The sequence below is a fragment of the Candidatus Kapaibacterium sp. genome (genome assembly GCA_025059875.1).
Lineage (GTDB): Bacteria > Bacteroidota > Ignavibacteria > Kapaibacteriales > HRBIN21 > HRBIN21.
This window is the reverse complement of sequence record JANXCT010000007.1, coordinates 52,062-76,296: the sequence shown is the minus strand read 5'-3', so window position 1 is coordinate 76,296 and position 24,235 is coordinate 52,062. Positions and strand designations below refer to the sequence as shown.

The 24,235-nt window shown below is 59.2% G+C and carries 18 protein-coding genes and 1 tRNA gene; 8 read left to right on the top strand and 11 right to left on the bottom strand.

Features of this window, described 5'->3' with window-relative positions; genetic code table 11:
- The 5 genes from NZ960_07560 to NZ960_07540 form a co-directional block, all read right to left on the bottom strand.
- Positions 1 to 3,357 (bottom strand): immunoglobulin domain-containing protein (locus NZ960_07560; GenBank protein ID MCS7177447.1); only part of this gene is annotated, 3,357 nt, incomplete at its 3' end.
- Between the two features lie 77 nt (positions 3,358 to 3,434).
- A complete protein-coding gene (locus tag NZ960_07555; GenBank protein ID MCS7177446.1) occupies positions 3,435 to 4,295 on the bottom strand; it encodes a permease-like cell division protein FtsX in 861 nt (286 codons plus the stop codon).
- Positions 4,292 to 5,602 (bottom strand): oligosaccharide flippase family protein, encoded by a 1,311-nt coding sequence (locus tag NZ960_07550; GenBank protein ID MCS7177445.1) that lies wholly within the window; start codon positions 5,600 to 5,602, stop codon positions 4,292 to 4,294. The genes NZ960_07555 and NZ960_07550 overlap by 4 nt, the downstream gene beginning before the upstream one ends.
- A gap of 30 nt (positions 5,603 to 5,632) precedes the next feature.
- On the bottom strand, positions 5,633 to 6,163 hold the full coding sequence (locus NZ960_07545; GenBank protein ID MCS7177444.1) for a purine-nucleoside phosphorylase: 531 nt from the start codon (positions 6,161 to 6,163) through the stop codon (positions 5,633 to 5,635).
- A 7-nt stretch (positions 6,164 to 6,170) separates the two neighbouring features.
- Complete coding sequence (locus tag NZ960_07540; GenBank protein ID MCS7177443.1) at positions 6,171 to 6,455, bottom strand: hypothetical protein; 285 nt, start codon at positions 6,453 to 6,455, stop codon at positions 6,171 to 6,173.
- A 225-nt stretch (positions 6,456 to 6,680) separates the two neighbouring features.
- Here NZ960_07540 and NZ960_07535 point away from each other — a divergent pair, with 225 nt between their 5' ends.
- Together NZ960_07535 and NZ960_07530 are read left to right on the top strand one after the other, a co-directional pair.
- Positions 6,681 to 7,787, top strand: a complete 1,107-nt coding sequence (locus NZ960_07535) for a glycosyltransferase family 9 protein (protein ID MCS7177442.1) — start codon at positions 6,681 to 6,683, stop codon at positions 7,785 to 7,787.
- Positions 7,784 to 9,634 (top strand): ABC transporter ATP-binding protein/permease, encoded by a 1,851-nt coding sequence (locus tag NZ960_07530; protein MCS7177441.1) that lies wholly within the window; start codon positions 7,784 to 7,786, stop codon positions 9,632 to 9,634. The genes NZ960_07535 and NZ960_07530 overlap by 4 nt, the downstream gene beginning before the upstream one ends.
- On the opposite strand, the gene NZ960_07525 is transcribed toward NZ960_07530, so the two are convergent.
- From NZ960_07525 to NZ960_07515, 3 genes are read right to left on the bottom strand one after another with little or no spacing between them, the layout of a single operon-like run.
- Positions 9,608 to 10,012, bottom strand: coding sequence for a DUF1573 domain-containing protein (locus NZ960_07525; protein MCS7177440.1), 405 nt, complete (start codon positions 10,010 to 10,012; stop codon positions 9,608 to 9,610). The two genes, NZ960_07530 and NZ960_07525, sit on opposite strands and share 27 nt — an antisense overlap.
- A complete protein-coding gene (gene dapB / locus NZ960_07520) occupies positions 9,975 to 10,709 on the bottom strand; it encodes a 4-hydroxy-tetrahydrodipicolinate reductase (GenBank protein ID MCS7177439.1) in 735 nt (244 codons plus the stop codon). The genes NZ960_07525 and dapB overlap by 38 nt, the downstream gene beginning before the upstream one ends.
- Before the next feature lie 9 nt (positions 10,710 to 10,718).
- Positions 10,719 to 12,173 (bottom strand): amino acid permease, encoded by a 1,455-nt coding sequence (locus NZ960_07515; GenBank protein ID MCS7177438.1) that lies wholly within the window; start codon positions 12,171 to 12,173, stop codon positions 10,719 to 10,721.
- Between the two features lie 145 nt (positions 12,174 to 12,318).
- Between NZ960_07515 and NZ960_07510 the strand changes: the two genes are divergently transcribed.
- Complete coding sequence (locus NZ960_07510; GenBank protein ID MCS7177437.1) at positions 12,319 to 12,798, top strand: peroxiredoxin; 480 nt, start codon at positions 12,319 to 12,321, stop codon at positions 12,796 to 12,798.
- 72 nt (positions 12,799 to 12,870) lie between these two features.
- Here NZ960_07510 and NZ960_07505 read toward each other — a convergent pair whose 3' ends face one another.
- Positions 12,871 to 14,043, bottom strand: coding sequence for an OmpA family protein (locus tag NZ960_07505; GenBank protein MCS7177436.1), 1,173 nt, complete (start codon positions 14,041 to 14,043; stop codon positions 12,871 to 12,873).
- Positions 14,044 to 14,599: 556 nt separating this feature from the next.
- Here NZ960_07505 and NZ960_07500 point away from each other — a divergent pair.
- Genes NZ960_07500 through NZ960_07480 form a run of 5 tightly spaced genes read left to right on the top strand, consistent with a single transcriptional unit; the run spans position 14,600 to position 22,796 of the window.
- Positions 14,600 to 15,442, top strand: coding sequence for an Omp28-related outer membrane protein (locus NZ960_07500; protein MCS7177435.1), 843 nt, complete (start codon positions 14,600 to 14,602; stop codon positions 15,440 to 15,442).
- A gap of 33 nt (positions 15,443 to 15,475) precedes the next feature.
- A complete protein-coding gene (locus NZ960_07495; protein ID MCS7177434.1) occupies positions 15,476 to 16,885 on the top strand; it encodes an isocitrate/isopropylmalate family dehydrogenase in 1,410 nt (469 codons plus the stop codon).
- Positions 16,886 to 16,912: 27 nt separating this feature from the next.
- Complete coding sequence (locus NZ960_07490) at positions 16,913 to 17,947, top strand: M42 family metallopeptidase (GenBank protein MCS7177433.1); 1,035 nt, start codon at positions 16,913 to 16,915, stop codon at positions 17,945 to 17,947.
- A 21-nt stretch (positions 17,948 to 17,968) separates the two neighbouring features.
- Positions 17,969 to 22,420: a translocation/assembly module TamB domain-containing protein gene (locus NZ960_07485; GenBank protein ID MCS7177432.1), complete on the top strand. Its 4,452-nt coding sequence runs from the start codon at positions 17,969 to 17,971 to the stop codon at positions 22,418 to 22,420.
- A 1-nt stretch (position 22,421) separates the two neighbouring features.
- A complete protein-coding gene (locus tag NZ960_07480; protein MCS7177431.1) occupies positions 22,422 to 22,796 on the top strand; it encodes a septal ring lytic transglycosylase RlpA family protein in 375 nt (124 codons plus the stop codon).
- 446 nt (positions 22,797 to 23,242) lie between these two features.
- Here the strand turns inward: NZ960_07480 and NZ960_07475 are convergent.
- Both NZ960_07475 and NZ960_07470 read right to left on the bottom strand, forming a co-directional pair.
- A tRNA-Ser gene (locus tag NZ960_07475) sits at positions 23,243 to 23,326 on the bottom strand.
- Positions 23,327 to 23,433: 107 nt separating this feature from the next.
- On the bottom strand, positions 23,434 to 24,195 hold the full coding sequence (locus NZ960_07470) for a hypothetical protein (GenBank protein MCS7177430.1): 762 nt from the start codon (positions 24,193 to 24,195) through the stop codon (positions 23,434 to 23,436).
- Positions 24,196 to 24,235 lie beyond the last annotated feature (40 nt).

Below are 24,235 nucleotides of genomic sequence, written 5' to 3'. Positions count from 1 at the left end.
CACCTGTGCCCCCGACGACGTTGCCTGCATCCTGCCCGGATAGACCGTCACCACCACATCGTACATACCTCCGTCCGCCATCCCTACAGGGTTAATCTGCAACTGCGCCGTCCGCGCACCACTGATGTTCCCCCCATCCGCCAGCGGCTGCCCGTTGCGCCGCCACTGATACTCTACCCGCTGCCCACCGCCACCAACCTGCACCTCTACCTCCAATACCACCGACGACCCAGCGCAGAACGTCCCCCCCTGCGGCTGCCGCACAAACGCTACCGTCGGCGATACAATCGCATACCCACGCTGCTCCGCCCGCCCACACACCCCAACAACCTCCACCCAGTAGTCGCTCCCCAAGTCGGACGCCTGCACATCCTCAATCACCAACCGCGATGACCGCGCCCCAGTAATCCGACCACCATCCTGTAATGCCGTCGTCCCCCGGTACCACTGGTACTGCGGCTGGTACGTCGGCGGCGCCCCCACAACCTCCGCCTCCACACTCAGCTCCGCCCGACCACCGAGAGGAGCAAAGACCGTATCGGGCGGGGAAATAATCTGCGTGGGACCAGCAACATAGACGACAGCGGTATCCGTTGGCACTCGCTCAGTCCCACACGTCCCGAACACAATGCAACGGTAGACACCGGAGTGGCTATAGGTGGCATTTGCAATCCGGTATTCAGCCCCCGTAGCCCCCAGAATGTCGCTCCATCCCTGCGGGGTCCTCCGTTGCCACTGGTACCCTAAGATGGTTCCATCGGCAATGACCCGGAGGACCGCTTCACCTTCTACGCAGGTCAGCATGGACCGGGGATGCTCAACGATAGTGAGCGGGACCGCTACCACCAGCTCAGTTAGGCGTGACATCACTGGTGTAGCTCCACTATTTCCCGTCACCAGGCATGCATACGCTCCAGCATCCTGGCCTCGAGTATTTCGAATGGTCAACGTCGGAGTGGTAGTCCCAAAGAAGCGGCCATCGTATCCCTCTGGAATAGGTGCCCCATTCCGGAGCCACTGGAAGCTCATGGTACCGTTGAACGTAATCGCAGCCTGAACCTGCAGCGTCACATCTGTACCCTGGCAGCCGTAGACCGTATCTGGTGGCTGCTGCGTGATGGTGATGACCGGGATGACTTCGTCAACTCCCATGTATGGGTTCCGCCGCACTTCGCCATCAATGTCTCGGGTCACTACTGTCAACAGCGCTGTGCTGCCGTAGAGAGGCTCTGCGACCTGCGTCAGATGGTATCGGTCCGCCGCAAATGGCGGCAAGTAGCTTACGGAATTGGCCTCATGGCCCGTCGCTGTCCGCCAGGCCTGGAGAGTGGTGTAGTCCGTACCGTTCCAGTTCCCAATGAAACTCCCGCTCGTGTAGAGGTCGTTGTAGTTGGAGGCGCTCAGCCCGCTCCACGGACCTCCCCAATACGCATACCCTCCACCGACGTTGACAAAGATGTTGTTGATGACATTGAGTCCCTGGTATCCGCCCGCCTCGAAGGCCACTCCATATGGGTCGCCAGAGCTGATGTAGACCGTGTTGTGGTAAATATTGATGTTTGCCGAGTACACGTAGATGCCATACGCAGAGCTTTCTGTCCCGCCGCTGATCTGGATAGCATTGTTTGCAATCAATCCACTCGGCTCCGTCGAAGCACGATAGTCCACGTAGAGCCCATACCCACCGTCTAACCGAACGATGTTTCTCTCGACCCGGAAGCTCCCGGGCAGATAGTACAGGTACATCCCGTAGTTCCAGCCACTACCACTGAGTGCTTGAAGGGTGTTGCCAACGATCTGCACTGCCTGGGCGTAAGTTATTAGCATTCCCGCCCAGTAGAAATTCTGGAGCGTGTTGCCCGTAATCTCAATCCCCTGGAGGTTACCGGCGTAGTACTCCAACCACAGGCTCACACTACCCCCGTTGAACGTATTATTCCGCAGCCTGAGATTGTGGTGTGCGTTCCCAGACGAGTGGAAGACGGCATCTTCGGCACCGTACCAGTAGATCGCCGGCCCACCGTTGAAGATGCAGCCCTCAAAGGTAAGGCTCTCTGTCCCACCGGTCAAGCTCACTACCCGGCGGAACTGACCCGAGCCGTCGGTGGTGAATGTAAGGTTACGAAAGACGAGCCAGTCGGTCCCATTGATTTGCAGTACATAGTTTGCTGCACTGGTGTTAGCAGCTCGAATGACCACATTTGCTGCGTTCCCTGACTCCGATTCGAACGTAATTCGCCGACTTGCCGACCCAGAGCCTGGAATGGCGCCAAAGAGCAACTGCCCAGTGTATGTGCCGTTCCGTGCTCGGAAGGTCACCGTGTCCAGAACGCCGCCTATTCGGAGATACTGTACTGCTTGAACGAAGTTCGGAAAATCCGGCGTAGAGCCGCCGATTGTGTATCCCCCTGCCAGCGCAGCAGCCAGTTGGGCCGTGTGGCTGTCGTTGGCAGTATTCCCATCCGTCGCACCGTTCGGATTGGTTGTCCATACCTGAAAGGTATAGAGCGTTCGAGGAGCGAAGTTGAAGGTGCCGATCGTAACCGTCGTTGTTGCCCCGCTCGCTAAAGAGCCCGTCCAATTGAACGGCGTCTGGGTAACACCATTGACCGACCAGTTGATGGTGACGGTGCTCAGAGTATTGGTGCCGTAGTTTCGGAGCTGTACAGTAATGTTCTGGCTCCCGGAGCTGAAGGGTGCTACTGGCGCTGCAATCCCGACGATCCCAGCATCGTTGGGCGCTCCAGCCTGGATAGTCAGGCGTAGGTTTGGACGGTTGGAGGAGGTAGCGCTAAACCCCCCACCCGACATGTTTGTACACACCGTGTTGTCGTAGTCGTTGATGTAGTAAATCACGCTGGTATAGCCGCTCGTCGTGAAGTACGTGCTGGCGTTGTAAGTATAGCTCAGGTTGTTGAAGCACACCTCAATTAGCAGGTTGGACGTACCATCCCAAGCAAAGGGGGTGGAGAAGGTATGCATGTTCCAGCCCGTGGTGACCGTATAGGAGGTAACAGAATACACCGTCGTCCAGCCCGTCAAGTCCCAGCCAGTAACGCTTGTTGCTGTGGTCTGTTTGAGCTTTATGGTGAAATTCTGCAGCGCAGCACTGCCGTTTGTTGCAAATACATTAAAGCCTAAGCTCGTGATGTATCCAGCGGATCCTCCAGCACCTATAATCTCTGAAGCTCGCACGAGAATCTGATGGCGTGCCCCGCCATACCAGTTCCCGTATGGGGCGGGGTAGGTGAATGCGTTATTGTACGACGTCCCCGTCCCGATCGTTACTGTGACTTGTCCCCAGGAGACAGCTACCACGAGAAACCACCCCAAAAGAGCAGTGCTGAGGAGCCGCATGTCTTCCCTCATTAGGTCGTAAGACATCTGCGATGATAACTATACTCACGAAATGGCAATAGGGTTTCGCTACTAACTTAACAATTCTGCCCCTTCTGTACCTCACTGAGCCCTCTACGGTTCGCTACAAGCGCCAAGCCGGTGACAATCCCAAGCCATGTCCCCACGATACCCGCTGCCCATTGCCACTGCCCTTCAGCGAAGGCCTCGTCAAAAGGAACGGAGACCCAAAGAGGACTCAGCCGCGCATACCACCCTCCCAGCCATAGCATACACCCCACAAGGACCCCAAAGAATACACCACCCCACAGCCCCACCAGCAGCGGCAGTTGCACCTGTCTTGGCACCACACCAAGCAGGAGCAGTACTCCGTACGTCTTGGCCCGACGTCGGACTGCTCTCAAAATCGCCACAGCATTCAGCAGCCACAGTAGACCTACAACTCCCCCCACACTGTACCATCCCATCTGGCCCCAGTGATGCCATGCTACAAGCCTTTGTAGCGGCTCCAGAGGTGCGGCTACTTCGTAGACACCATGCAGAGAGCGAAGCTGCTCCGAGAGCTTCTCGAGTTCCTCTACAGACGCGGAGTTGCTGATGGCCACACTGCATACGGCCGGTAACAGAGTGTCGCCAGACGCAATGGGTGCGATGCCGAGCATGCTCTGCAGCATCCGCCACCCTTCCTCGGGAGCGATGATCTCCACTGCTGCAACAACCGGCAGCTGCTGCAGCAGATGGTTGACGGTTGGAACGACTTCCCGGTGACAGATGACCTGAACACGGAGCCGTTCTCTCTCCTCCTGCCACGTACGCTGGAGCCACCAGCCAACTTGGATCCACAGTAGCAGCAACATTGTTCCCAGCGCCACGCTCCCAGCCCAGAGGCTCAGGAGACCAGCATGACGCTTCCACAAGTGCCCCAAGAGCCGCATCATACCTGCTGAGAGCGGAGGCTCTGGACAAACCCCTTAAGGTCAGCAACGCCCCGAAAGAGCTCCCGCCAAGAGATGCGAAAGCGCCGTTGGATAAACCGAAAGTTGAGCAGGCCAAGGGTTGCTGTATAGGCAACGAGCCCTAATGGAGCCAGGGAAGCAGCCGAGAAGTGCCCAACGATAACAAATACTGCCATACCCAAAAGGGTCGCAACGGCAATATGGCCGAGCATCCGGCCAGAGCGTCCGATAGCCAAGATTGCTGGCCCCAGCACTGCAAACGGGATCCCCAAGGCCCCTAAGGCAAATAGCTTGAAGTACGCAATCGCTGGCTCATACTCAGCCACAAGGAGTGGAGCGAGGAGGAGGTCCGCACTGCCAACCTCTAAGAGCGCAACAATCACCGCAATAGCTAGAAAGGTTACCGACAGCGTCTTTGCCAGCAAGGTCCGGAGCCCCTCTTCCGCACCAACCGAGAGCAACCGTACGGCTGCCGGATGGAGGAGGCCTGCCACGAGGTCAAAGACCGTGTCGAAGACTCGATTGAAGGTCTTAGCAGTCTGGTAGACACCAACAACCGCTATGCCGAAAAAGTACTGCACTACGTAGACATCCAGCTGCCGCATTCCCGTGTGGAGCGCTGAAGCGAGAGCCTGGGGAAGGGTGAAACGGAGGATATCCCGCAGCCGCGTCCGTCCATGCCATCCGAAGCGGAGCCACGAACGACAGAGCCAGAGACCAACGACAGAGCTTACTCCCATGCCCACCACAGCAATTGTCGCTAGCTCCTTGAACCCCCGGAGCTGATGCTGCCACAGTAGCCACACCGTAAGGAGTGCCATCGTCCCCACCCAGCTCAGATCCAGCCAGAAGACCTGCCGCATCGCCAACTCTCGGTAGAGAAGCTTTGCGCAGAACGTCCTCGGTACGCTGACAGCGCAGAAGGGGACCAGGAGTGTGGCAACCTGCACAAGCTGTGGCTCACGAAAGAGCTGGGCAAGCGGGAAACGCAAGGCCCAAAAGCAGGCAGCAAGTCCCATAGCGATCCCTGTGTGGAGAAGCCCGACCAGGAGGTTGATCCGTGGCTGCTCTTCCGGCTCTACTCCGAATTGAACGAGCCCCAGAAGGGCAGAGGAATCGCTGAGGATGAAGATCCACGTCTGCACTGTCACCAGGAGGGCGAACAGCCCATACTCGTGTGGGGGCACAACGGCAATCTGCAGCAGCATCACGAACCCGTACCCGACGAAGAGTAGCCGCGTAGCCACCGCCCATGTGATTGTACCGATATGCTCCCGCAAGCGCACCATTGGATGCGCAAAAATAGAGGCACGGGCACCCTATAGGTCTGGAAGCACAGAGAAGGCCGCCTCTACAACCCGATACAACCGCGGAGCTGCTCTCCTTGCGACCTCTATGACCTCTGCATGGGAGAGTGGCCGCGACTGTAGTCCAGCAGCCCAGTTCGTCACAACGGAAAAGGCCAGCGCCCCAATCCCAAGTGCAACAGCGCACTGCAGCTCGTGTACCGTTGACATCCCCACAACCTCCACTCCCACACGCTGTAGAAAGCGGACTTCCGCTGGCGTTTCATACGTCGGACCGAGCATAGCTGCATACGTAGCCTCCGGGTAGCAGACTCCGAGCTGCTCCAGATGTTGCCGTAGGCGAAGACGCCACTCAGGATGTGGGAAGAGATGCCGCGAAATGTGGCACCGGTCAGCCGTAGGTAGGCTGCGGAAGCTCAGATTGAGAGCATCTCGAAGTAGCAGGACATCACCCGGAGCGTACGCATGCGTCACAGCCCCTGCAGCATTCGTGACCACAAGCCACCGGACTCCTAGCAAGGAAGCAAGTATCACGGGAGCCACGGCCTCATCAACCTGGTACCCCTCGTAGAGATGGAAACGGCCACCGAAGACCAACACCCGCGCCCGCCCTGCCGATCCATCGTAGCTCTAAGATGCCGGGATGACCGTCCACTGTCGGTGCCGGGAACCCCGGAACTACCGTATATGGACAGCGCCACAGTGGTGCATCGCTGAACATCGCTGTGGCGCCCGATCCCACAAGGAGAGTCCCATCCAGAGACTCAGGCAATTCAGCGCGCAGCCACTCGGCTGCAGGCTGCCATCGGTAGCGCTGTTGCTCCAACCAATCCATCGCCAGTTAGCCCACAAACTATCACAGCTTCGACAGCCCCTATAGCAGTTGGGAACTTCCTGCCAGACAACCCAGTATAAGCAAGCGGCACGGCAGCAGAGCAGCAGCCCTTCACCCTTCCCTGTTCCCCCTATGGGGCACCTCAGCTACAGCCCCCTCCCCCGCGGAGAGGGGCTGTGGCGTTTTTATACCCTCCGGACGTGAGAGCCGTAGTTTTGCGTTGCTATGGCAGACCCTCTCCTCAAACGGGCAGAGCTATGGGTACGCCGGCAACTTCTGCGGCGATGGAATGGAGCCGCCCCTTGCACTATTACCGCCCCACAGCTCTCCGTTGCAGTCGACGAGGGCACCCGGATCCTCTTTCTCCGGCAGGACCGCATCGGCGACGTTCTCGTCAGCATTCCCGTCCTACGCATTCTGCGGTCTGCCTTCCCAAACGCTGAGCTTGGGATCGTGCTAGGCCCTAACAACTGGGAAGCCCGCCACGCTGTGGAGCCATATGTTACCCGCTGCTGGCGGTACGACAAGCGTCCACTGGCAGTAGCACGTCTCTTCCGAAGGCTCCGCCAGTATGGCTATAGTATCGCTGTGGACCTTATGGACAATCCGTCCGTCACCTCAACGCTCTTCCTGCAGCTGCTGAACGCCCCGATCCGTATCGGGATTGCCAAGGGAAATGACAGGGCCTACACGCACGTGGTGCCTCTCCTGGATACCTCTCGCTACCACATTGTAGAGCGGATCGCCCAGCTCCTCCTCCCATTCGGGATTGACCCAACGCAGCAGGACCTCCACTTGGAGTACCCCCTTAGCGCCAGTGACCGCCAATGGGCACGGAGCGTGCTAGGGGAACGGCGGCGAGCATACCGCGTGGGTATCGTCATTGCAGCATCTCACCCCAGCAAGTACTGGGGAACGGAGCGTTGGATCTGCTTTCTCAGAATGCTGCAGGAACGGCACCCAGAAGCGGAAGTGCTCCTCTTCGCTTCTCCCACATACGAGCGGGAACAGCATGCGATCGCTCAAGCCACCGAGGCCCGCAGGGTTCCAATAGTCCCATCTTTCCACCAATTCGCGGCGCTGCTGGAGCAGTGCGATGTGATTGTCACTCCAGACACCGCCGCGGTCCATCTGGCAGCAGCCTGGCAGCGCCCATGCGTTGCGCTCTACGTCTGGGACCGTCCTGAACTGCTGCCGTGGTTCCCTTACGGCTCTCCGTACGAAGCAGTCTTCACCCGAACGAGTCCGCTAGAGCGCATCCCCGCTGAGGAGGTTATGACTGCCTTCTCCCGCTTGGTGCAGCGTGTCAGCCTGCCGACCTCTCCACGATGAGTGGCTGGGTACTGCTGCGCGAGACTCTTCGCCGCTTCGTTCTGCCATCGGCTGGCCTCCTTGCTGCGGCGGTGGTACTGAATGCCCTGCTCTCGCTGCTGAGCACCGCCTCTATCGCGATTGTCGATCCGATCTTCCGGGTGCTCTTTGGAAACCAAGCTTCGGCACCGGCACCGTCCGTTCCAGCAGATGTCTTCGCACACGTAAAGCAGCTCCTCTTCGGCACGCTCGCCGCATGGCTCATCACGCCCTCACACTACGATACACTGCTGCGACTCGGCGGCGTCATCTTTGCCCTGTTCCTGTGCAAGAACGCTGTTAAATACGCCAACTCGCTTGTGGGGCTGAAGCTGGAGGAGGGGATCATCAAGCGGATTCGGGATGGACTGGTGCACCGCATGGTGCGGCTCTCGGTAGGCTACTTCTCGGGACAGCGAACTGGAGAGCTCATGTCCATCGTTACCAATGACGTCGCGGTACTCAACTCTAGCCTCGTCGGTGCTTCCCTGACACTTGTGCGAGAGGGGCTGCAGGCCGTCTTCTTCTTGGGGCTACTGGTGGTACTGTCATGGGAGCTCACGCTCATAGCACTGAGTACGAGCCTTGTGAGCTTCTTCCTCATCCGGACGGCGACACGGTATCTCCGTCGCTACGGTAGCCGCATGCAGGCTGCGATGGCCAACTACACAGCTATCCTCCAAGAGCTACTGAGCGCCATCCGGATTGTCAAGGCCTTCTCCGCCGAGGAGCGGATGGCGGCAGCATTTGCCCGCGAGACTTCTGCCTACGTCCGCTCTGCCCTCAAGCACCAGCGTGTGATGGCGCTCCTGCCTGGCATCAACGAGCTGCTGGCTGTCTCGGCTCTCATTGTGGTGCTCGTCCTCGGAGGCTTTCGAGTCTTCGCTGGGCAGATGCAGCCCCATGAGCTTCTGACGTTCCTGTTCTGCCTGTTTGCCGTAATGTCACCGATCGCCTCAGTGCTGCACTCGCTATCACAGCTTCAGCGAGGTATTGTAGCTGCTGAGCGCGTCTTCCGGGTCTTAGGCGAAGAACCTATGATCCGGTCTGGGCACCGTCCCGTCCAAGGCTTCCACAAGGAGCTGCGGGTCGAACGGGTGAGTTTTGCCTACCGCCCCGGTATCCCAGTCCTCCAGGATATCTCGTTCACGCTCCAGCGTGGCAAGAAGTTGGCAATCGTTGGAGCGAGTGGGAGCGGGAAGTCAACGCTCCTGGACCTCCTCATCCGCTTCTACGACCCCACACAAGGGCGCATCCTGCTGGACGGAGTGGACATCCGCGAGCTCCGTCTAGAAGAGTATCGAGCGCTCTTCGGGATCGTCCCGCAGGAAGCCCCGCTCTTCAACGACACTGTCGCAAACAACATCCGCTTTGGGGCTCCTGAGGCTACACTCGAGGAAGTCGTCCGGGCCGCTCGGCTGGCGAATGCCCACGACTTCATCATAGAGCTGCCGCAAGGGTACGACACCATTGTTGGCGACCGCGGTGTACTGCTCTCCGGCGGGCAACGCCAGCGGATTGCAATCGCACGGGCGCTGATCCGCAATCCTGCGATCCTGCTCTTCGACGAGGCTACCTCTGCCCTTGATTCCGAGTCCGAACGTGCCGTCCAGCAAGCCATCGAACAGGCTCTCGAGGGCCGCTCGGCCATCATTGTCGCCCATCGCCTCTCTACGATTGCCCATGCCGATGAAATCCTCGTCCTGGAACGCGGACGCATCGTTGAACGGGGTACCCACACAGAACTCCTAGCTCGCAACGGTATCTACGCGCGGCTCTGGACCTTGCAGCTTGTAGAGCCCCTACCGGCGGCGAACGGCAATCCGTAACGGAGTCGGACTGTTGCAGGCGTTGCTCTCCACCGAGAAAGTGAGCCACGCCAGGCTATCCTGCCCCAACCCTGCGGCGGAGACCTGAACTCGGAGCATTCCGAGGGAATCCGGCAGGACCTCGGCCTGCTGAACAACCGCTGTAGCACACCAGCAGTCGCTCCGCACATTCCGTATGCGCAGCGGTGTACCCCCAACGTTGCGGAAGAGCACCGTGGCCGAGGCGAACCGTTCACTAGCGGGGAGCTCTATGACCGGCAGCGGCTGCAAGAACTCTATTTCCGGCGCGCCACACTGTGCAGTCTCCAACCACGACGCCAGCACGAGGAGACCGACGATACTACCGCAGCAATTTACCCACCACTTCAGCGAACTCATAGAACCCACGACGCTGCACAATCCACTCGGCAGCCAGCAACGCCCCAATAGCAAACGCACGGCGGCTCGTCGCCCGATGAATGAGCTCGATCGTCTCACCTGCAGTGCCGATAGAGACGGTGTGGACCCCAACGACCTCCCCACCCCGCGAGGAGCTCACGTGCAGCTCTTCCGGCAGCAGCGGGCCGCGGAGATCCGTCACCACTCGCTGCTTACGCGGAAGCTCCTGGAGAATCGCCTCGGCTAGCATCAGCGCTGTCCCGCTCGGAGCGTCCCGCTTGTGCCGATGATGCAGCTCATGCACCCAAACGTCGTAGTCCTCAAACGGCCGAGTCAGCCGAGCCGCATACCGCACCAACAGGAGGAAGAGCTGCATCCCAAGCGAGAAGTTGCTGCCGTAGATGACTCCTCCACCCGTCTGTTCGACCAGTGCCGCTAGTTCCTGACGCCGTTCTGCCCAGCCGGTGGTGCCAATGACCATCCGCTTGCCTGCTGCCAGAACCCGCTGGGCAGTTGGCAGAACGGCCTCGGGAACTGAGAAATCCACTACAACCTCAGCCTGCTGCAGCATTGACTCCTCAAGCGGACGGGAGCGGGAAGCAATCCCGACAATCGGGAACTGCCACTCCCGAGCAAGTGCTTCTACTTCCCGCCCCATCCGCCCGTAGCCAACCAGCAGGAGAGCTGGCTTTGGCATCCCAAGCACCTATCCCTGGGCAAGGGCACTGGCACGACGGCCGTAGAGGAAGTAGATGAGCAGCCCCAGCGCCATCCACCCAAGGAGTCGAATCCACGTATCCAACGGCAGCGAAAACATCTGCACTAGCGCCACCAATGCCCCCAGGATCGGGATTACCGGCATGAATGGTACTCGGAATGGCCGTGGTAGGTCTGGCCGCCGGTACCGCAGGACGATGACAGCAATGCAGACAATCGTGAAGGCCAGCAGAGTGCCGATGGAAACCAGCTCGCCGAGGATGCCAATCGGGAAGAAGCCAGCGATGAGCGCTGCCGTAATGCCCGTTAGGAGCGTCGCCCGTGCCGGCGTGCGGAAGCGCTTGTGCACGTGAGCAAAGAACGGCGGCAAGAGTCCATCCTTGGCCATTGCGTAGAGAATCCGAGGCTGCCCTAACAGCAGCACCAGGATAACCGAGCTCAGCCCTGCAATTGCCCCGAGCTTCACCGCATGGCGTAGCCAGTAGAGCGGCTCCCCACTGGCGCTCTGCATCGCGTTGACGGCCACCGCCATCGGATCAGGGACGCCGAGCTGGCTGTAGTGGACAACTCCCGTCATCACCAAGGCCACCAGGATGTACAGTAAGGTTGAGATTCCGAGCGAACCGATGATGCCAATTGGCATGTCCTTCTGTGGATTCCGTGCCTCTTGCGCCGCCGTGGAAACAGCATCAAAGCCGATGTAGGCGAAGAAGATCACTCCTGCCCCTCGCAAGACCCCACTCCAGCCATAGTGACCAAACTGACCTGTGTTCTCGGGGATGAAGGGAATCCAGTTGGCGACGTTGACGTAAGCCGCGCCGACTACGATGAAGAGGAGGATCACTCCAACCTTGATGAACACGATGAGGTTGTTGAACGCCGCTGACTCCCGAATACCCAGCACAAGGAGAACCGTTAGAACGGCGATGATGAGAGCAGCGGGTACGTTGAACAAAGCTCCTGTCCCCATCCATTGGTGGGTCTTCGGATCGTACACCAAAGGCGCTGAAGCCCACTCCTTCGGGATGCGAATTCCGATGTCTGCCAACCAACTAACGACGTAGCCAGACCATCCGACAGCTACGGTAGAAGCTCCGAAAAGGTACTCGAGCAGTAGGTCCCAGCCGATGATCCAAGCAAAGAACTGGCCTAGCGTGGCGTACGCATACGTGTAGGCGCTACCAGCAATCGGTATGAGCGAGGCAAACTCGGCGTAACAGAGGGCAGCGAAGACACAGCCGATTCCAGAGATGACAAAGGACAGCGCGATCGCCGGCCCTGCATACTGGGCTGCGGCCTGCCCAGTCAGCACGAAGATACCCGCCCCGATAATAGCACCAATCCCCAATGCTACTAGGTTTGCAGGCCCTAGCACACGGTGCAATTCCTGCGTCTGCTGTGCCTCGCGAATGAGGTCGTCAACCGACTTCGCTGCACGCATCATCGCTCTCCCCTGTGACACATTGCCAATTGGCAACACGCAAATTAGAGAACGGCTGCCAGCTATGTTACTCTGAGACGCCGTAATTTGGCATTGCAGAAATCCGTCATAGGCGATCGTGGCTGTCTCACAGTAAGCGAGTCCCCCAATGGTTGACGTTGGACAGAAAGCTCCGAACTTCCAGCTTGTGGACACTGAGCTCCGTCCGCGCTCCCTTCAGGAGTTCTTGGGCAATGGCAAGCCGGTAGTCTTAGCGTTCTTCCCCGGGGCCTTTACGAGTGTCTGCACGAAGGAGATGTGCACCTTCCGAGACTCCTTTGGTCGACTTCAGGGGGCGAACGCTAACTTGGTCGCTATCAGTGTAGATGGGCCTTTCGCAAACAAGGCGTTCGCAGCAGAGAACAACCTGCCCTTCCCGGTACTCTCGGACTATAACCGGGAAGTGATTCGGCTATATGACGTCTACCACGAAGACTTTGCAGGCCTCAAGGGGTACACCGCTGCCAAGCGAGCTATCTTCGTACTGGATGAAACAGGTACCGTCCGTTATCGCTGGGTAACGGAGAACCCAGCCATGGAGCCTCCATACGAGGAGGTCTTTCAGGCAGTAGAGCAGCTCCGACGCTGAGCTTAAAAGCTTATGCTCGCGCGATTACCAAAGTGTACGTGCAGGCTGCTTCGTCTTCGGGTTACGGCAGCACTACGATTTCCACGCGCCGATTCTCGCGACGCTGCCAATCTGATCCGTGTGCCCCTGCACTTCGACCCGGATGTGGGAATGTCGCTGCAAGTACCGGGCCCATTCCGCAATCGCCGCCTCGTACTCCGGCAGAATAACGGACGATCCAGGATCGAAGTAGGCAACTACTCGTTGGGGCATGCCGTACTCTGGCGCTATAGCTCCCGCTAACCGTCGCAACTCTTCCACCAGCTTCTGTAGCGAGAGATGGTGTGGAGGGACAAGTCGGATGTAGGCTTCGCCAAAACGATCCCGTAACTGCAGAACGTATCCCTCCTCGGTTCTGCGGATGAGCATGTCCGGCAAACGTTCAGTAAGGTCTGCAGCACCTCGCCCCTCCGACCCCGGCAGATGTCCGTCAAACTCTCCACCAGAGTGCTCCGACCTTTGCGGAGCCCCCTTGATAACGGGTGGCTCTATCTCTTCCCTTCTCCCAACATCGCGTCCAGACATGCGGTCCAAACGTACCTCTAGCACCCGCTCGACATAGCTTCCAGCCGCATATGCACGTAGGATAAGCTGTTGTCCTTGATACACTGGGTACCATAGGCTACCAGCACTGCCCAGAGGCCGGGAAATGCCGACCAGCTCAACGGAATCGGCCCCCTCAACGTCCCACTGTACGATAGCCCACTCGCCCTCCATGGGTTCTGCAGGAATAAGGCGGAAAAGGCGAATGGTTGGCATCCGGGCCTGAGCCGAGGACACCGCAGGAGCTGGTACCGATGGCTGTTGTTGGACTGGCTGTTGCAGAACTGGCTGTTGCGAGGCCGGCTCCTGGTGTATCGACTGAGCAGGGCGCTGAGACGCCGAAAGAGATGCAGCGTCCGGCTCCACTGCGCGGGGGTGAACTATTACGCTGATAAGCCGCTCGGCACTTGCAGTTCCACGCTGTGCTCGCAGTACGAAGTACTGCCCGCTAAAGAGACGCTGGCGCAGCGTCCCGCTCTTGCCTAAGCCCGTCGCAACGCCAGGAATCTCCACCGAATCAGCATTCCGAACCTGCCAGACCAGCACAGTGCTCTCCCCCGCTGTGATCTCTGGGGGCACTGCTTCAAACCGCTCAATGACAGGTGGTCGCTGGCAGCCCAACACCACAGCAAGCAGCACGAATAGGAGGTGAAGATAGCGCATGACAGACCCTATCGCTAGTGTGACTGTACCACACACGACTGTGCCGCTAAACTTGGCACCAGAGGCCTTCCCTAGCAAGCTTGAGACTCCACTCCACCAACGCGGAGTAGACAACTGCCATGCCAACAGCCTTCCCGACTGCCTCAAAGGCCACAGTACGTGGCAAATAGCCTTGTACCCTTATCGATTCTTTGCTGCCGAACTTCCGTGCCCTGAATTACCCGTGAGACCGCGCCCTCAACGGGATCGATGTCCAACTGTGTCGATTTGTGGTACCGAAAGGCAGTTCTTAGCTCTGTCACACATCTTCGGCACAGGAACGACAGCGCCAGTTGAATATTGTGCTCTCCCGCAGCAGGAGCACATATCCGCACTAGCGCCAATGCCGCCGAAACACCGCAAATGCTACCTCTGCACTGCACAACTCTTTGCTTTTCACCGAGCCAATGGACTCATAGAAGAGCAACGCGAACGAGCCATAACTCTGCTAACTTTGCCCTCCAGCCCCTCGTCTATTCCATCCTGAACGGCTGTCCCTGCACAGACCTCAGCAGCAATGGCTCCGTTGCTTGCGGTAGTAGCGTGGCTCCTATGGTTCGTGGCAAGCTGTGACATTGTGCAGCCTCCTTACCGGGAAACCCCGACACAAGGACCTGACACAGCACAGGTTACCGTCCTGCTTGAGGACTATACTGGCTTCCGCTGCGGGAATTGCCCAGAAGCTCACGAGCGGGCCGAAGAACTCCAGCGGCTTTACGGTGGACGCCTCATCGTAATGAGCGTCCATGCTGGCTTCTTCGCACGTCCAACGGCGCCGCCTTACACCTACGACTTCCGCAACCCCGTCGCCGAAGAACTGGACCGCTTCTTTGGTATCAGCCGGGCAGGGAATCCCAACGGAATGGTCAACCGGCTTGGATATCCGAACAACCACATCCTGGGCAAGGACGCTTGGGCCTCAGCCGTAGCAGCTGCATTGCGGCGCTCTGCCCCCTTGCGTCTCAGTCTCCAAGCCGTTATGGACACGATGAGCCGTACTGTGCAGGTCAGCGTTGCTATCCGCTACGTAGAGTCAGGGACTCCCGACCACTACCTCGCCCTCTACGTCGTGGAGGACAGCGTCGTGCAGTACCAGTTGGACTACCGCCGCACCCCTCCGGATGTCCCGAACTACGTCCATCGCTTCGTCCTCCGCGACGGTGTCCGAGGAGCGTGGGGTGAGCAGCTCCATCCCGCAGGAGCTCCCACTGGGACGGTGCTTCAACGCCAGTACACGTATCGCTTCCCCGAGCAAGCTGACTGGAACCCGCAACGCTGTTCCATCATTGCTATCGTCCACCGCTACGGAACGACCTACGAGATCGTGCAAGCAGCAATGACACCCTTACGTTTGCAGTAGTTCTCACGGTGCTGAACCCGAGCTATGGACTCTATGCCGACAGCTACCCCTCGTCTTCAGCCCGTCACCCTTATCCGTGGTGACGGCATCGGACCAGAAATCACTGCAGCCGTGCAAGAAATTCTGGATGCTGCTGGGGTTCCGATAACTTGGGATGAACAGCCAGCCGGCTTGGAGTGTGCCCAGCGTTACGGAACACCCCTGCCGCCAGAGACGCTGGAATCCATCGTCCGCAATCGAGTTGCTCTCAAAGGGCCGACAACGACCCCTGTAGGCATGGGGCACAAGAGCATCAATGTCACCATCCGCAAGGCGCTGGACCTCCTCGCCAATGTGCGTCCGGCACGGTCGCTGCCTGGGGTGCGGACACGCTTTGAGAACGTAGACCTCATTGTGCTACGCGAGAACATCGAGGACACTTACGGCGGTATTGAGCACTGGCAGACGCCCGATGTCGTCCAGCAGCTTCGCATTATCACCCGACCCGGTTCAGACGCCTTCCTCCGCTTCGCCTTCGAGCTGGCACGCAGCCAGGGACGACGCCGCATTACGTGCGTCCACAAGGCAAACATCCACAAGATGAGCGATGGCCTCTTCCGGGAGCGCTTCTACGCCATCGCTGCCGACTATCCAGAGCTCCAAGCCGACGACATCCTCATCGATAACCTCTGCATGCAGTTGGTCGTTCGCCCAGAAACGTTCGACGTCCTGGTGCTACCGAACCTCTTCGGAGATATCGTCAGTGACCTCTGTGCGGGCCTGGTCGGGGGCTTAGGAGTTGCCCCAGGCGGGAACATTGGTCATGGACGGGCGGTCTTTGAAGCCGTACACGGCTCTGCCCCCGACATTGCTGGCAAAGGGATCGCAAATCCGACGGCGCTGCTGCTCTCAGCCCTCCAGATGCTCCACTTCCTCCATCTGCACCGACATGCCCAGCGAATCGAAGAGGCGCTACGCTTAACGCTGGCTAGCGGCATCCGAACACGCGACCTTGGAGGGAACGCTTCAACGCGAGAGTTTGCTCGCGCCATCATCAGCAACCTACGCCCGCTGGATTTCACTGAAGAACCATACTTGCCACCGGCTCCAGAAGCCACCCCACAGCCTGTCAGTACCTCATCCGCAACGGCATGGCAGCTCTACGGCATGGATGTCTTCGTGCGCTCTCCCGAAGGAATCCCTTCGCTACCAGAGTGTCTTGGGAAGCTACGGCTGCGGATGATCTCCAACCGCGGTACGAAGGTCTTCCCAGGTCCCCCGCCGCCCATCCTGCTCGTGGACTGGTATCGCTGCCGCTACCTAGCTGACGAGCCGCTCCAGCACGCTGATATCGTGCAGGCTCTGGCAGAGCTCACAAATCGCGGCGTTGTGTGGATGCACGTAGAGAAGCTCCACCACGTCAACGGTACTGCGCTCTACAGCAAAGCACAGGGTGAAGAGTGACACGTCCCACAACCACTGCAAGCAGCTATGTCCTTTGAACTCCTCCGGCGCCTCTGTGCAACGCCTGGTGTCCCAGGCCGGGAAGAGGCATTTCGGGAACTAGTCATCAGCGAACTCCAAGGGTATGCCGAGGACATCCGGACGGATACCTTGGGAAACGTCATTGCCCTGCGCCGGGGAACCGGCCAACGTCCGCGCAAAATCATGCTTGCTGCCCACATGGATGAGATCGCCTTCGTGGTACGCTCCATCCACAAGGACGGCTTTCTCTACTTCCATCCCCTCGGCGGCTTCGACCCGCGGACGCTCATTGCCCAGCGCGTCAAGGTCTACGGCAAACGCGTCCTGGACGGAGTCATCGGCATCAAGGCCACCCACCTCACAACCCCCGAGGAGCGCTCGAAGGTCATTCCCATCGAGGAGCTCTTCATCGACGTCGGGCTGCCGGCTGAAGAGGTGAAAGAGCTCGTCAGCATCGGCGACCCCATTACGCTGGAGCGAGAGCTCATTGAAATGGGCAACCTCTACACCGGCAAGACTCTGGATGACCGTGTCGGCGTCTACGTGATGCTCCAGGCCTTCAAGAGCTTTAGCCAGAGCGCAGATGATGTCTACGCTGTCGCCACTGTCCAAGAAGAAGTTGGAGTACGCGGCGCACGAGTTGCCGCCTTCGGTTTGGACCCCGACATCGGGATCGCGATCGACGTCACCATCGCCGCCGATACCCCCGGCGTGAACGAGCACCAACAGTGCACCCAGCTAGGGAAGGGAGTCGCCATCAAGATCCTGGACTCTTACTCCATCTCGCATCCCGGACTGGTGCGGTTCTTGCGCCAGATCGCTGAAGAGGAAGGAATCCCCTACCAGATGGAGGTGCTGCCGCGTGGAGGAACGGACGCTAGTGCGATGCAGTTGAGTCGTTCTGGCATCCCCGTGTGCACTATCTCCATCCCCAACCGCTACACGCACTCCGTAGTGGAGTGTGTCCACAAAGACGACGTCAATGCCGCTATCCAGCTCCTCTGCCGTTTCTTGGAACGGTCATCGGAATTCCAGTGGTAGCAGTAGCCTCGCACGCAATGGATGCCGTGCCCTTGGCGCCATCGGCTGCTCCGCTCCTTCGGGGGACTTTTGGGAACAGCTGTAGCGCTAGGGCTCGGAGCCTTTGCGCTCCTCCAGCTTCCTGAGATTCGCTACTGGCTTCTCCAGCAGTTACTTGCCTACGCCAACCGAGAGCTGAATGGAGAGCTCTCGCTGCGCGATCTCCGGTTCCGAGGGTTTTGGGTCGTAGACTTCTCAGGGCTCCTGCTGCGCGACGCTGCTGGCGACACCGTCTTCTTTGCTCCAACAGTACGCGTGGCTCTGGAGGCTCCCGCCCTAACGCAGCGTCGGCTCGTCATCCCCACTTTCACAGCTGACAGTGCTACTCTGGTCCTTGTCCGCGGGCGTGATAGTCTGTGGAACGTAGAGCGTCTGGCACGGTCCCGCGAAAAGACTTCCGAGCCCCCAGATGTGAGCATCTGGCTACGAGGAATCGGATTGCGGAACCTGCGCGTCACCGTTGTTGACTCACTCCAGCCACCAGGGGAGGGTCTCTATGCCCAAGGGCGCTGGCAATTCGACATTTACGAACTCCTAGGTAGCGCTGCGCTCTTCCCACGGCAGCAGCGGGGCTCCTTGAGCATCCGCAGCCTCCGTCTGCGCGAACGCCTCTCTGGCATCACCATAGCCGACCTCCACGGACACTGGGCCATTTCCCCAACCCAGCTCCGCGCTGACGAATTCCGACTCCGGATGCCTGGGCTGCGCCTCTACCTCACAGCCCGGGTTGACCTCAGCCAATCCCTCTCAGCCGTAGGACCAGGGTCACCTCCACCAGTGGAGCGCTTCCAAGCCGCGCTTATTGTAGACTCTCTGATTCCAGCGCAGCTGGCAAAGTTTCTTCCTGGTCTCCCGATGGACTTCACCGACACTGTCGCCGCCATAGTGAACTGCAGTGGTACGCTGAACGAGCTCCACTGTGACCGCCTCGCACTCCGATCTAGAGGATTCCACGTGGACGCCCACTTCAACGCAACGAACCCATTGGATTCAGCGCGTCGTCAGATCCGCGGGAGCATCTCATCAGCTACCGTCTTCATCCCAATGATAGCCCGGTTCCTGCCCGAACTGCCACCCGAGGCTCGCCAACTGGACTTCATCCACTCACGGCGTGTCCGCTTCACCGCTACCGCCGATTCTCTGTGGCTTGCCGGGCAGTTTCAGACATCCATAGGAACAGCGGAGCTCAACTTCTCTGCCCGCCGCTGGGCTACCCCAACACCCGACTACTCCCTGCAGATGAACACTGGCAGCCTATCTATAGGGCGTCTGCTCCCTGCTCCTCTGAGCTCGCTCACGATCGGAGGGCAGATAGGGCTACAGGGCAAAGGGACCAATATGACAACAGCCGACGTGAGGATTCATGCTACTCTTCGTAGCGGTTCTCTGCAGACGCTGCGACTCTACCGAGCCCAGCTCTCAGCATACCTCTCCGACGGCTTCCTCCAGCTCGACACCGCTGAATGCGTCCTAGTAGGGGCGGATACGGCCAAAGCTCAGCTCAGTGGCTGGATACAGTTGACTCCGCCAACAGCACCTTCCTACCGTCTCCAGCTTGCCCTCTCCCGTTTCCCGCTCGCAACCCTGCTGCAAGACACGACACTGCCATCGGCCCTCTCCGTAGTAGCACAGTTATCCGGCCAGGGACTCCACCCCGACAGCGTCGAGGGCTTCCTGCGGGCAAACGTCCGCGAGCTGGAGTACCCGGAGTGGAGCCTCCTCCCTTTCGAAGTCTCACTCCAGCTCAGCCGGCCTTCAACATCAGCCCGCTTCCTGCAAGTCACTGGAGACCCCTTTTCAGCACAGCTATCAGGCACATGGCGCATGAGCACCCTCCCGGAGCTTGCTGCTGCCCTCGGTACTTCGGCCCTCCATTGGCTTGCCGAACAGTATCGCTTCATGCCCGGTATGACGGCATGGTCGCAACCACCCCTTCAACGTCTCTCTGACAGCGCAGACGTGCGCTTCCGGCTCGAGCTCCGCGACCTCTCCTGGTTAAGCCAATCGGCAGACCTTCCTCCGCTGCAAGGGACTCTGAGCCTAGCCGGGCACCTCTGGGTTGGTGCTGACTCCGCCTCTTTCCATGCCGAACGACTCCTGGGACGTTACCTCGGGATCGGCTCCGATACTCAGCGCCTCCACGTTGCTTGGCTCTCTGCAACAGGAATAGGCACTACCTTCCGTATCGTGCAGGGCTTCCCAGAGCTCCTCCAAATGCAGGGGCTCGTTTCACTCCAAGGGCTCAGCACAGGAGAGCTGCTCGTTGACAGTCTCTCCCTCTTGTGGGAGCTCCAGAAGCCACAAGGTCAATTCGCGCTCTCCCTTTCCCTTCCCAACCTACTCCGCGGTACCTGGAATGCCCAACTCCGGTGGCAGGGGACGGGCTACTCTGTGACAACAACTGCCCTCTCCCTCACAGCAGCAAAGACAGGCTTCACGTGGAACCTCGTCCGCCCCTTCTCGTTGTGGTTGGGAAGTGATGGCATTACCGTAGACACTCTGCTCCTGGAACGGCCGCCCAGAGAACAGCTCCGCTTCTACGGCGTAATTGCGTGGGACTCAGTACAGTTCTTGGCCGCAGAGCTAACGAACTCCTCCCTCTCCGAGCTCTTCAAGCTCCTACCCCTCGGCTACATCCGCCCCGAAATGCAAGGAATACGTGGGCAGATTGACTCCGTCCAGCTTACTGCGAGAGGCCGCTTGAGAGCACCACACATAGAGCTTCGAGCTTGGCTCCAACGGCTCCAATACGAGGCATCTTCCCTTGGAGACCTCTATGCCACTGCTACGCTACAAGACGGGATCGTCCGGGCACAAGCTAACCTTGAGGCTGGTCAACGGCGTCTTTCCTTGGTCATCTCTTCGTTCCCCTCCCGACAGGAGCTTTTCCCCCGAGTCCCCGTCCACGCTACAGCAACAGCGCACAATCTGAACGCCGCCCTCTTGGGTCCCGCTGTTCCAGAGCTGCGCAATCTCCGGGGAAGCCTCAACCTAGAACTCCAGGTCCGAGGCACCCTACCGAACGACCTCTCTTTCACTGGCAGCCTCCAAGGCGATTCGCTCTCCTTCTCGCTAGCGCAGACAGGGATTGCATACACGGCCTCGCTATCGGCCTACCTCCGTGGGCAGTCCATCGTGATAGAACGGTGTGTCCTGCGCAATCTCCCCGAAGACCTCAGCAACGGGATGCTCACTCTCGCGGGGACGATAGGACTCCGACAATTCCGGCCATGGAGCTTTGACCTACAGCTCCAATCCCCTCAAGTGCTTGTCCTCGGCTATGCATCTGCCCGCGCCAATGTCCCCGTCTATGGTCCCCTGATCCTGGCCACCGGGCAACCTCCAGTACAGCTCGTCGGCACCTGGGAGGCTCCACGCATAACGGGAACGCTCTTTCTTCACTCTGCTCGCCTCATCTTCCCGGAGGAGGCCCTTACGACGCCTGTAAGTTCCCTGCCGTTGCTAGCTGACTACCACTGGGTCACGCCCCCTGAGACCCCCTCAGCCGAGGAGGAAGAACAACCGCAGCCTATCTCTCCGCCCCAAGAGTCAGGCTTTGCCGAACGCCTTTCGTACGACCTACGCCTCTACGTGCTCGGCCCTTTCTCAATCACGATGGACTTAGCCTCCACACAGCAGCTCCTGGCGGAATTAGAAGCCGAAAATCCAGCGATTCCCTTGGCTTATGTCACCGGTCCTGACGGACGCCCGCAGCTCTTGGGGCGCCTACGCTTACGACCGGGCTCGGTGTACAAATTCTACCGGAACTTCTCTGCCAGCGGTACCATCGCCTTCACTACAGGCGAGATTGACAATCCAGAACTGGACGTCGAAGTCCGCTACCATGGGGTACGCATCTTCAACAACCAGCGCCAGACATACGAGATTCGTTTCACCATCCGTGGTACTCGACGGAACCTCTCGATTGGGAATTGGAGCTACACCATAGCTGGTACCGCCGGCACGGGCGACGACAATAAGCTCTTCAACGACGTCCTCTGGCTCCTCCTGGTAGGCCGCACCCAAGAGGAGCTGGAAGGCAGCTTCACCGCTGACGGAAGCATCGGACGGGAAGTCCCGCTGGCAAATCTGTCCACAATTGCCTCCAAAGCAGCCACGGAGCTCTTCCGTGGCATAGGGGTGGTACAAGATGTCCAGATAGACCCCACCACAGGCACCTTCGACATCGAACAGATGCGAGCCCGCATCACAGGACAACTGGGAGCGATCACGCTGCGTTGGGGTGGGTATCTGACGAACCCCCTCGGCCAGGGAGAATTTACCGTGGAGATGCCCTTGAGCGAACTCCTACGCGGCGAGCCCGGATTCCTCCGTCAGGTCCTCCTCCAGCTCTCCACGACGACCGGTACCACGACGGTGACTCTCCCCTCCACCCAACGCCTCTGGGAAGTCCGCATTAGCGTACGACTATGACATGCTATGGCTCCTGTTCTCCGTAGGGCTCCTGCTGTGGCTCTCCGGCTGCACCTCTACAGTACGCTCCTCCAGCACCGAGCCGAGCCGTTTCCGCGGACTCGCTTCGTTCTACGGTCGTGAATTCGCCGGACGCCCCACTGCCAGCGGTGAAATCTACAACCCAGAAGCGCTGACTGCTGCCCATCGCACCCTACCGTTTGGAACTCGGCTACGGGTCACCAACTTGCGCAACGGCCGCTCCGTCATCGTTCGGATTAACGATCGTGGTCCACAACATCGAGAGCGGGTCGTAGACCTCTCAGAAGCTGCCGCCAGAACACTGGAGATGCTCCGCGAAGGCGTAGTGGAGGTGGAATGTGAAGTCCTTCGCTAATGCTATCGCCAACCTTAACCGCCTGCTACGAGCTCACAGAAACAACATCCCCATGCCACTGTGAGGAAAATTCGCAAAAGCTGACTGCTGAAAACACCCGTTCTCCGTTGCTACCAGGGTAGCATTCGCTGGGTCACCATTCGTCTACGTCACCACCACAGTCGCTCGCTTTCTTGCTATCTCCGCCAACTCTACAACACCGAGCGGATCCCTCCACTGGCGGTTTAGAACCCCTATTCCTCATTGTCCCCAGTTCAACGCCCAAACATAGCCACCAGCTACCCAGCGTAAGTGAGCAGCAGTCCGGAACCCCGCCGGGCCCCTGCGTCTTCATCCGTTGAGCAGCCGCCTCATGTAATAGCCAGAGCTCCTACGATTGCTGCTACCCCCTGTCCCACAGTCGTGGAACAGCACCAAGGCATCTATCCCGCCCCCCCTTGCGCCTGCGGAGGGTGAGGGACTCGAACCCTCAAGGGCTCCTCGCCCGGCGGTTTTCAAGACCGCTGCCCTACCAATTGGGCCAACCCTCCATGCCTCGCTATTCGACAGAGTGCATCCCTCAGGCCCTTTTCAGTCCTACTCGCTGGGTAACCACCAGGTCCTCAGCCCAGAGGGTTGTACGGCACACCGCTACAGCCTATTGCTGGACGTTGTAGTCCACTAGCACCCTGCGCTCGCCTTCCTGCTTCACCGTATCGCTTATGAGGGAACTCTGCACCCTCAGTTCTGCAGGATCCGTCTGGTCACGGACGACTCCAATCCCTTCAGCCACCCACCAGCGGAAGCGGGCTGTGAAGGTTATAGTGCCTACCTCCCTACCCTGTGCGAAGATTTTCCCATCAAATGACGCCTGCACTCGAAACTCTTGAGCCTCCACCTGGCGCCCTTTGACCGGCAGACGCAACGTCTCATTACCTCTCTCTCCGCGCCATCTCATAGAACCTGAAACCGTCACCTGTGGATTATCGGGATCAAGCGGTACGTTTGTCAGCGTCGTATCCCAAATCGCCCAAGAAGAAGCCGAGTAGTCGGCTACCTTTACCCACCCCGTCGGTCCAGGGACCTCTCCAGTCGAGGGGAAGAACATGTACAGCCGTACCCCATCGGAGGAAAGCAGCATCGTGTCAGGGGTGTGGTCATTGCTACGGTACTGCACGGCCACATACGCCTGCCGACCATGCCACGGCACCTGTCTAACGATCACCATCGAGTCCCGCCACTCCGTTCCTGGTATCTCCGCACCGGAAGTGTCTAACCGAATACCTGAATACACCCACCAGTTCCCCACAGCAAAGGGGAAGTAGTTCCGGGGCTGAGTCGGTTCAGTACTCTCCTCTTTCGCACAGCCAACCAGCGCAACAACGGCGCCGACAACTGCTGCTGTTCGCCACCACACCATGGTCTCCTCCGCTATCTTGTGGCACATCCCGCCCCAATGG

Coding starts and splice junctions, on each gene's coding strand:
- NZ960_07495 (MCS7177434.1), top strand. CDS start 15,476: ATGCCGACAGCTACCCCTCGTCTTCAGCCCGTCACCCTTATCCGTGGT.
- NZ960_07525 (MCS7177440.1), bottom strand. CDS start 10,012: ATGAGTTCGCTGAAGTGGTGGGTAAATTGCTGCGGTAGTATCGTCGGT.
- NZ960_07470 (MCS7177430.1), bottom strand. CDS start 24,195: ATGGTGTGGTGGCGAACAGCAGCAGTTGTCGGCGCCGTTGTTGCGCTG.
- NZ960_07555 (MCS7177446.1), bottom strand. CDS start 4,295: ATGATGCGGCTCTTGGGGCACTTGTGGAAGCGTCATGCTGGTCTCCTG.
- NZ960_07490 (MCS7177433.1), top strand. CDS start 16,913: ATGTCCTTTGAACTCCTCCGGCGCCTCTGTGCAACGCCTGGTGTCCCA.
- NZ960_07515 (MCS7177438.1), bottom strand. CDS start 12,173: ATGATGCGTGCAGCGAAGTCGGTTGACGACCTCATTCGCGAGGCACAG.
- NZ960_07530 (MCS7177441.1), top strand. CDS start 7,784: ATGAGTGGCTGGGTACTGCTGCGCGAGACTCTTCGCCGCTTCGTTCTG.
- NZ960_07500 (MCS7177435.1), top strand. CDS start 14,600: ATGGCTCCGTTGCTTGCGGTAGTAGCGTGGCTCCTATGGTTCGTGGCA.
- NZ960_07485 (MCS7177432.1), top strand. CDS start 17,969: ATGCCGTGCCCTTGGCGCCATCGGCTGCTCCGCTCCTTCGGGGGACTT.
- NZ960_07550 (MCS7177445.1), bottom strand. CDS start 5,602: ATGGTGCGCTTGCGGGAGCATATCGGTACAATCACATGGGCGGTGGCT.
- dapB (MCS7177439.1), bottom strand. CDS start 10,709: ATGCCAAAGCCAGCTCTCCTGCTGGTTGGCTACGGGCGGATGGGGCGG.
- NZ960_07540 (MCS7177443.1), bottom strand. CDS start 6,455: ATGGATTGGTTGGAGCAACAGCGCTACCGATGGCAGCCTGCAGCCGAG.
- NZ960_07535 (MCS7177442.1), top strand. CDS start 6,681: ATGGCAGACCCTCTCCTCAAACGGGCAGAGCTATGGGTACGCCGGCAA.
- NZ960_07505 (MCS7177436.1), bottom strand. CDS start 14,043: ATGCGCTATCTTCACCTCCTATTCGTGCTGCTTGCTGTGGTGTTGGGC.
- NZ960_07480 (MCS7177431.1), top strand. CDS start 22,422: ATGCTATGGCTCCTGTTCTCCGTAGGGCTCCTGCTGTGGCTCTCCGGC.
- NZ960_07510 (MCS7177437.1), top strand. CDS start 12,319: ATGGTTGACGTTGGACAGAAAGCTCCGAACTTCCAGCTTGTGGACACT.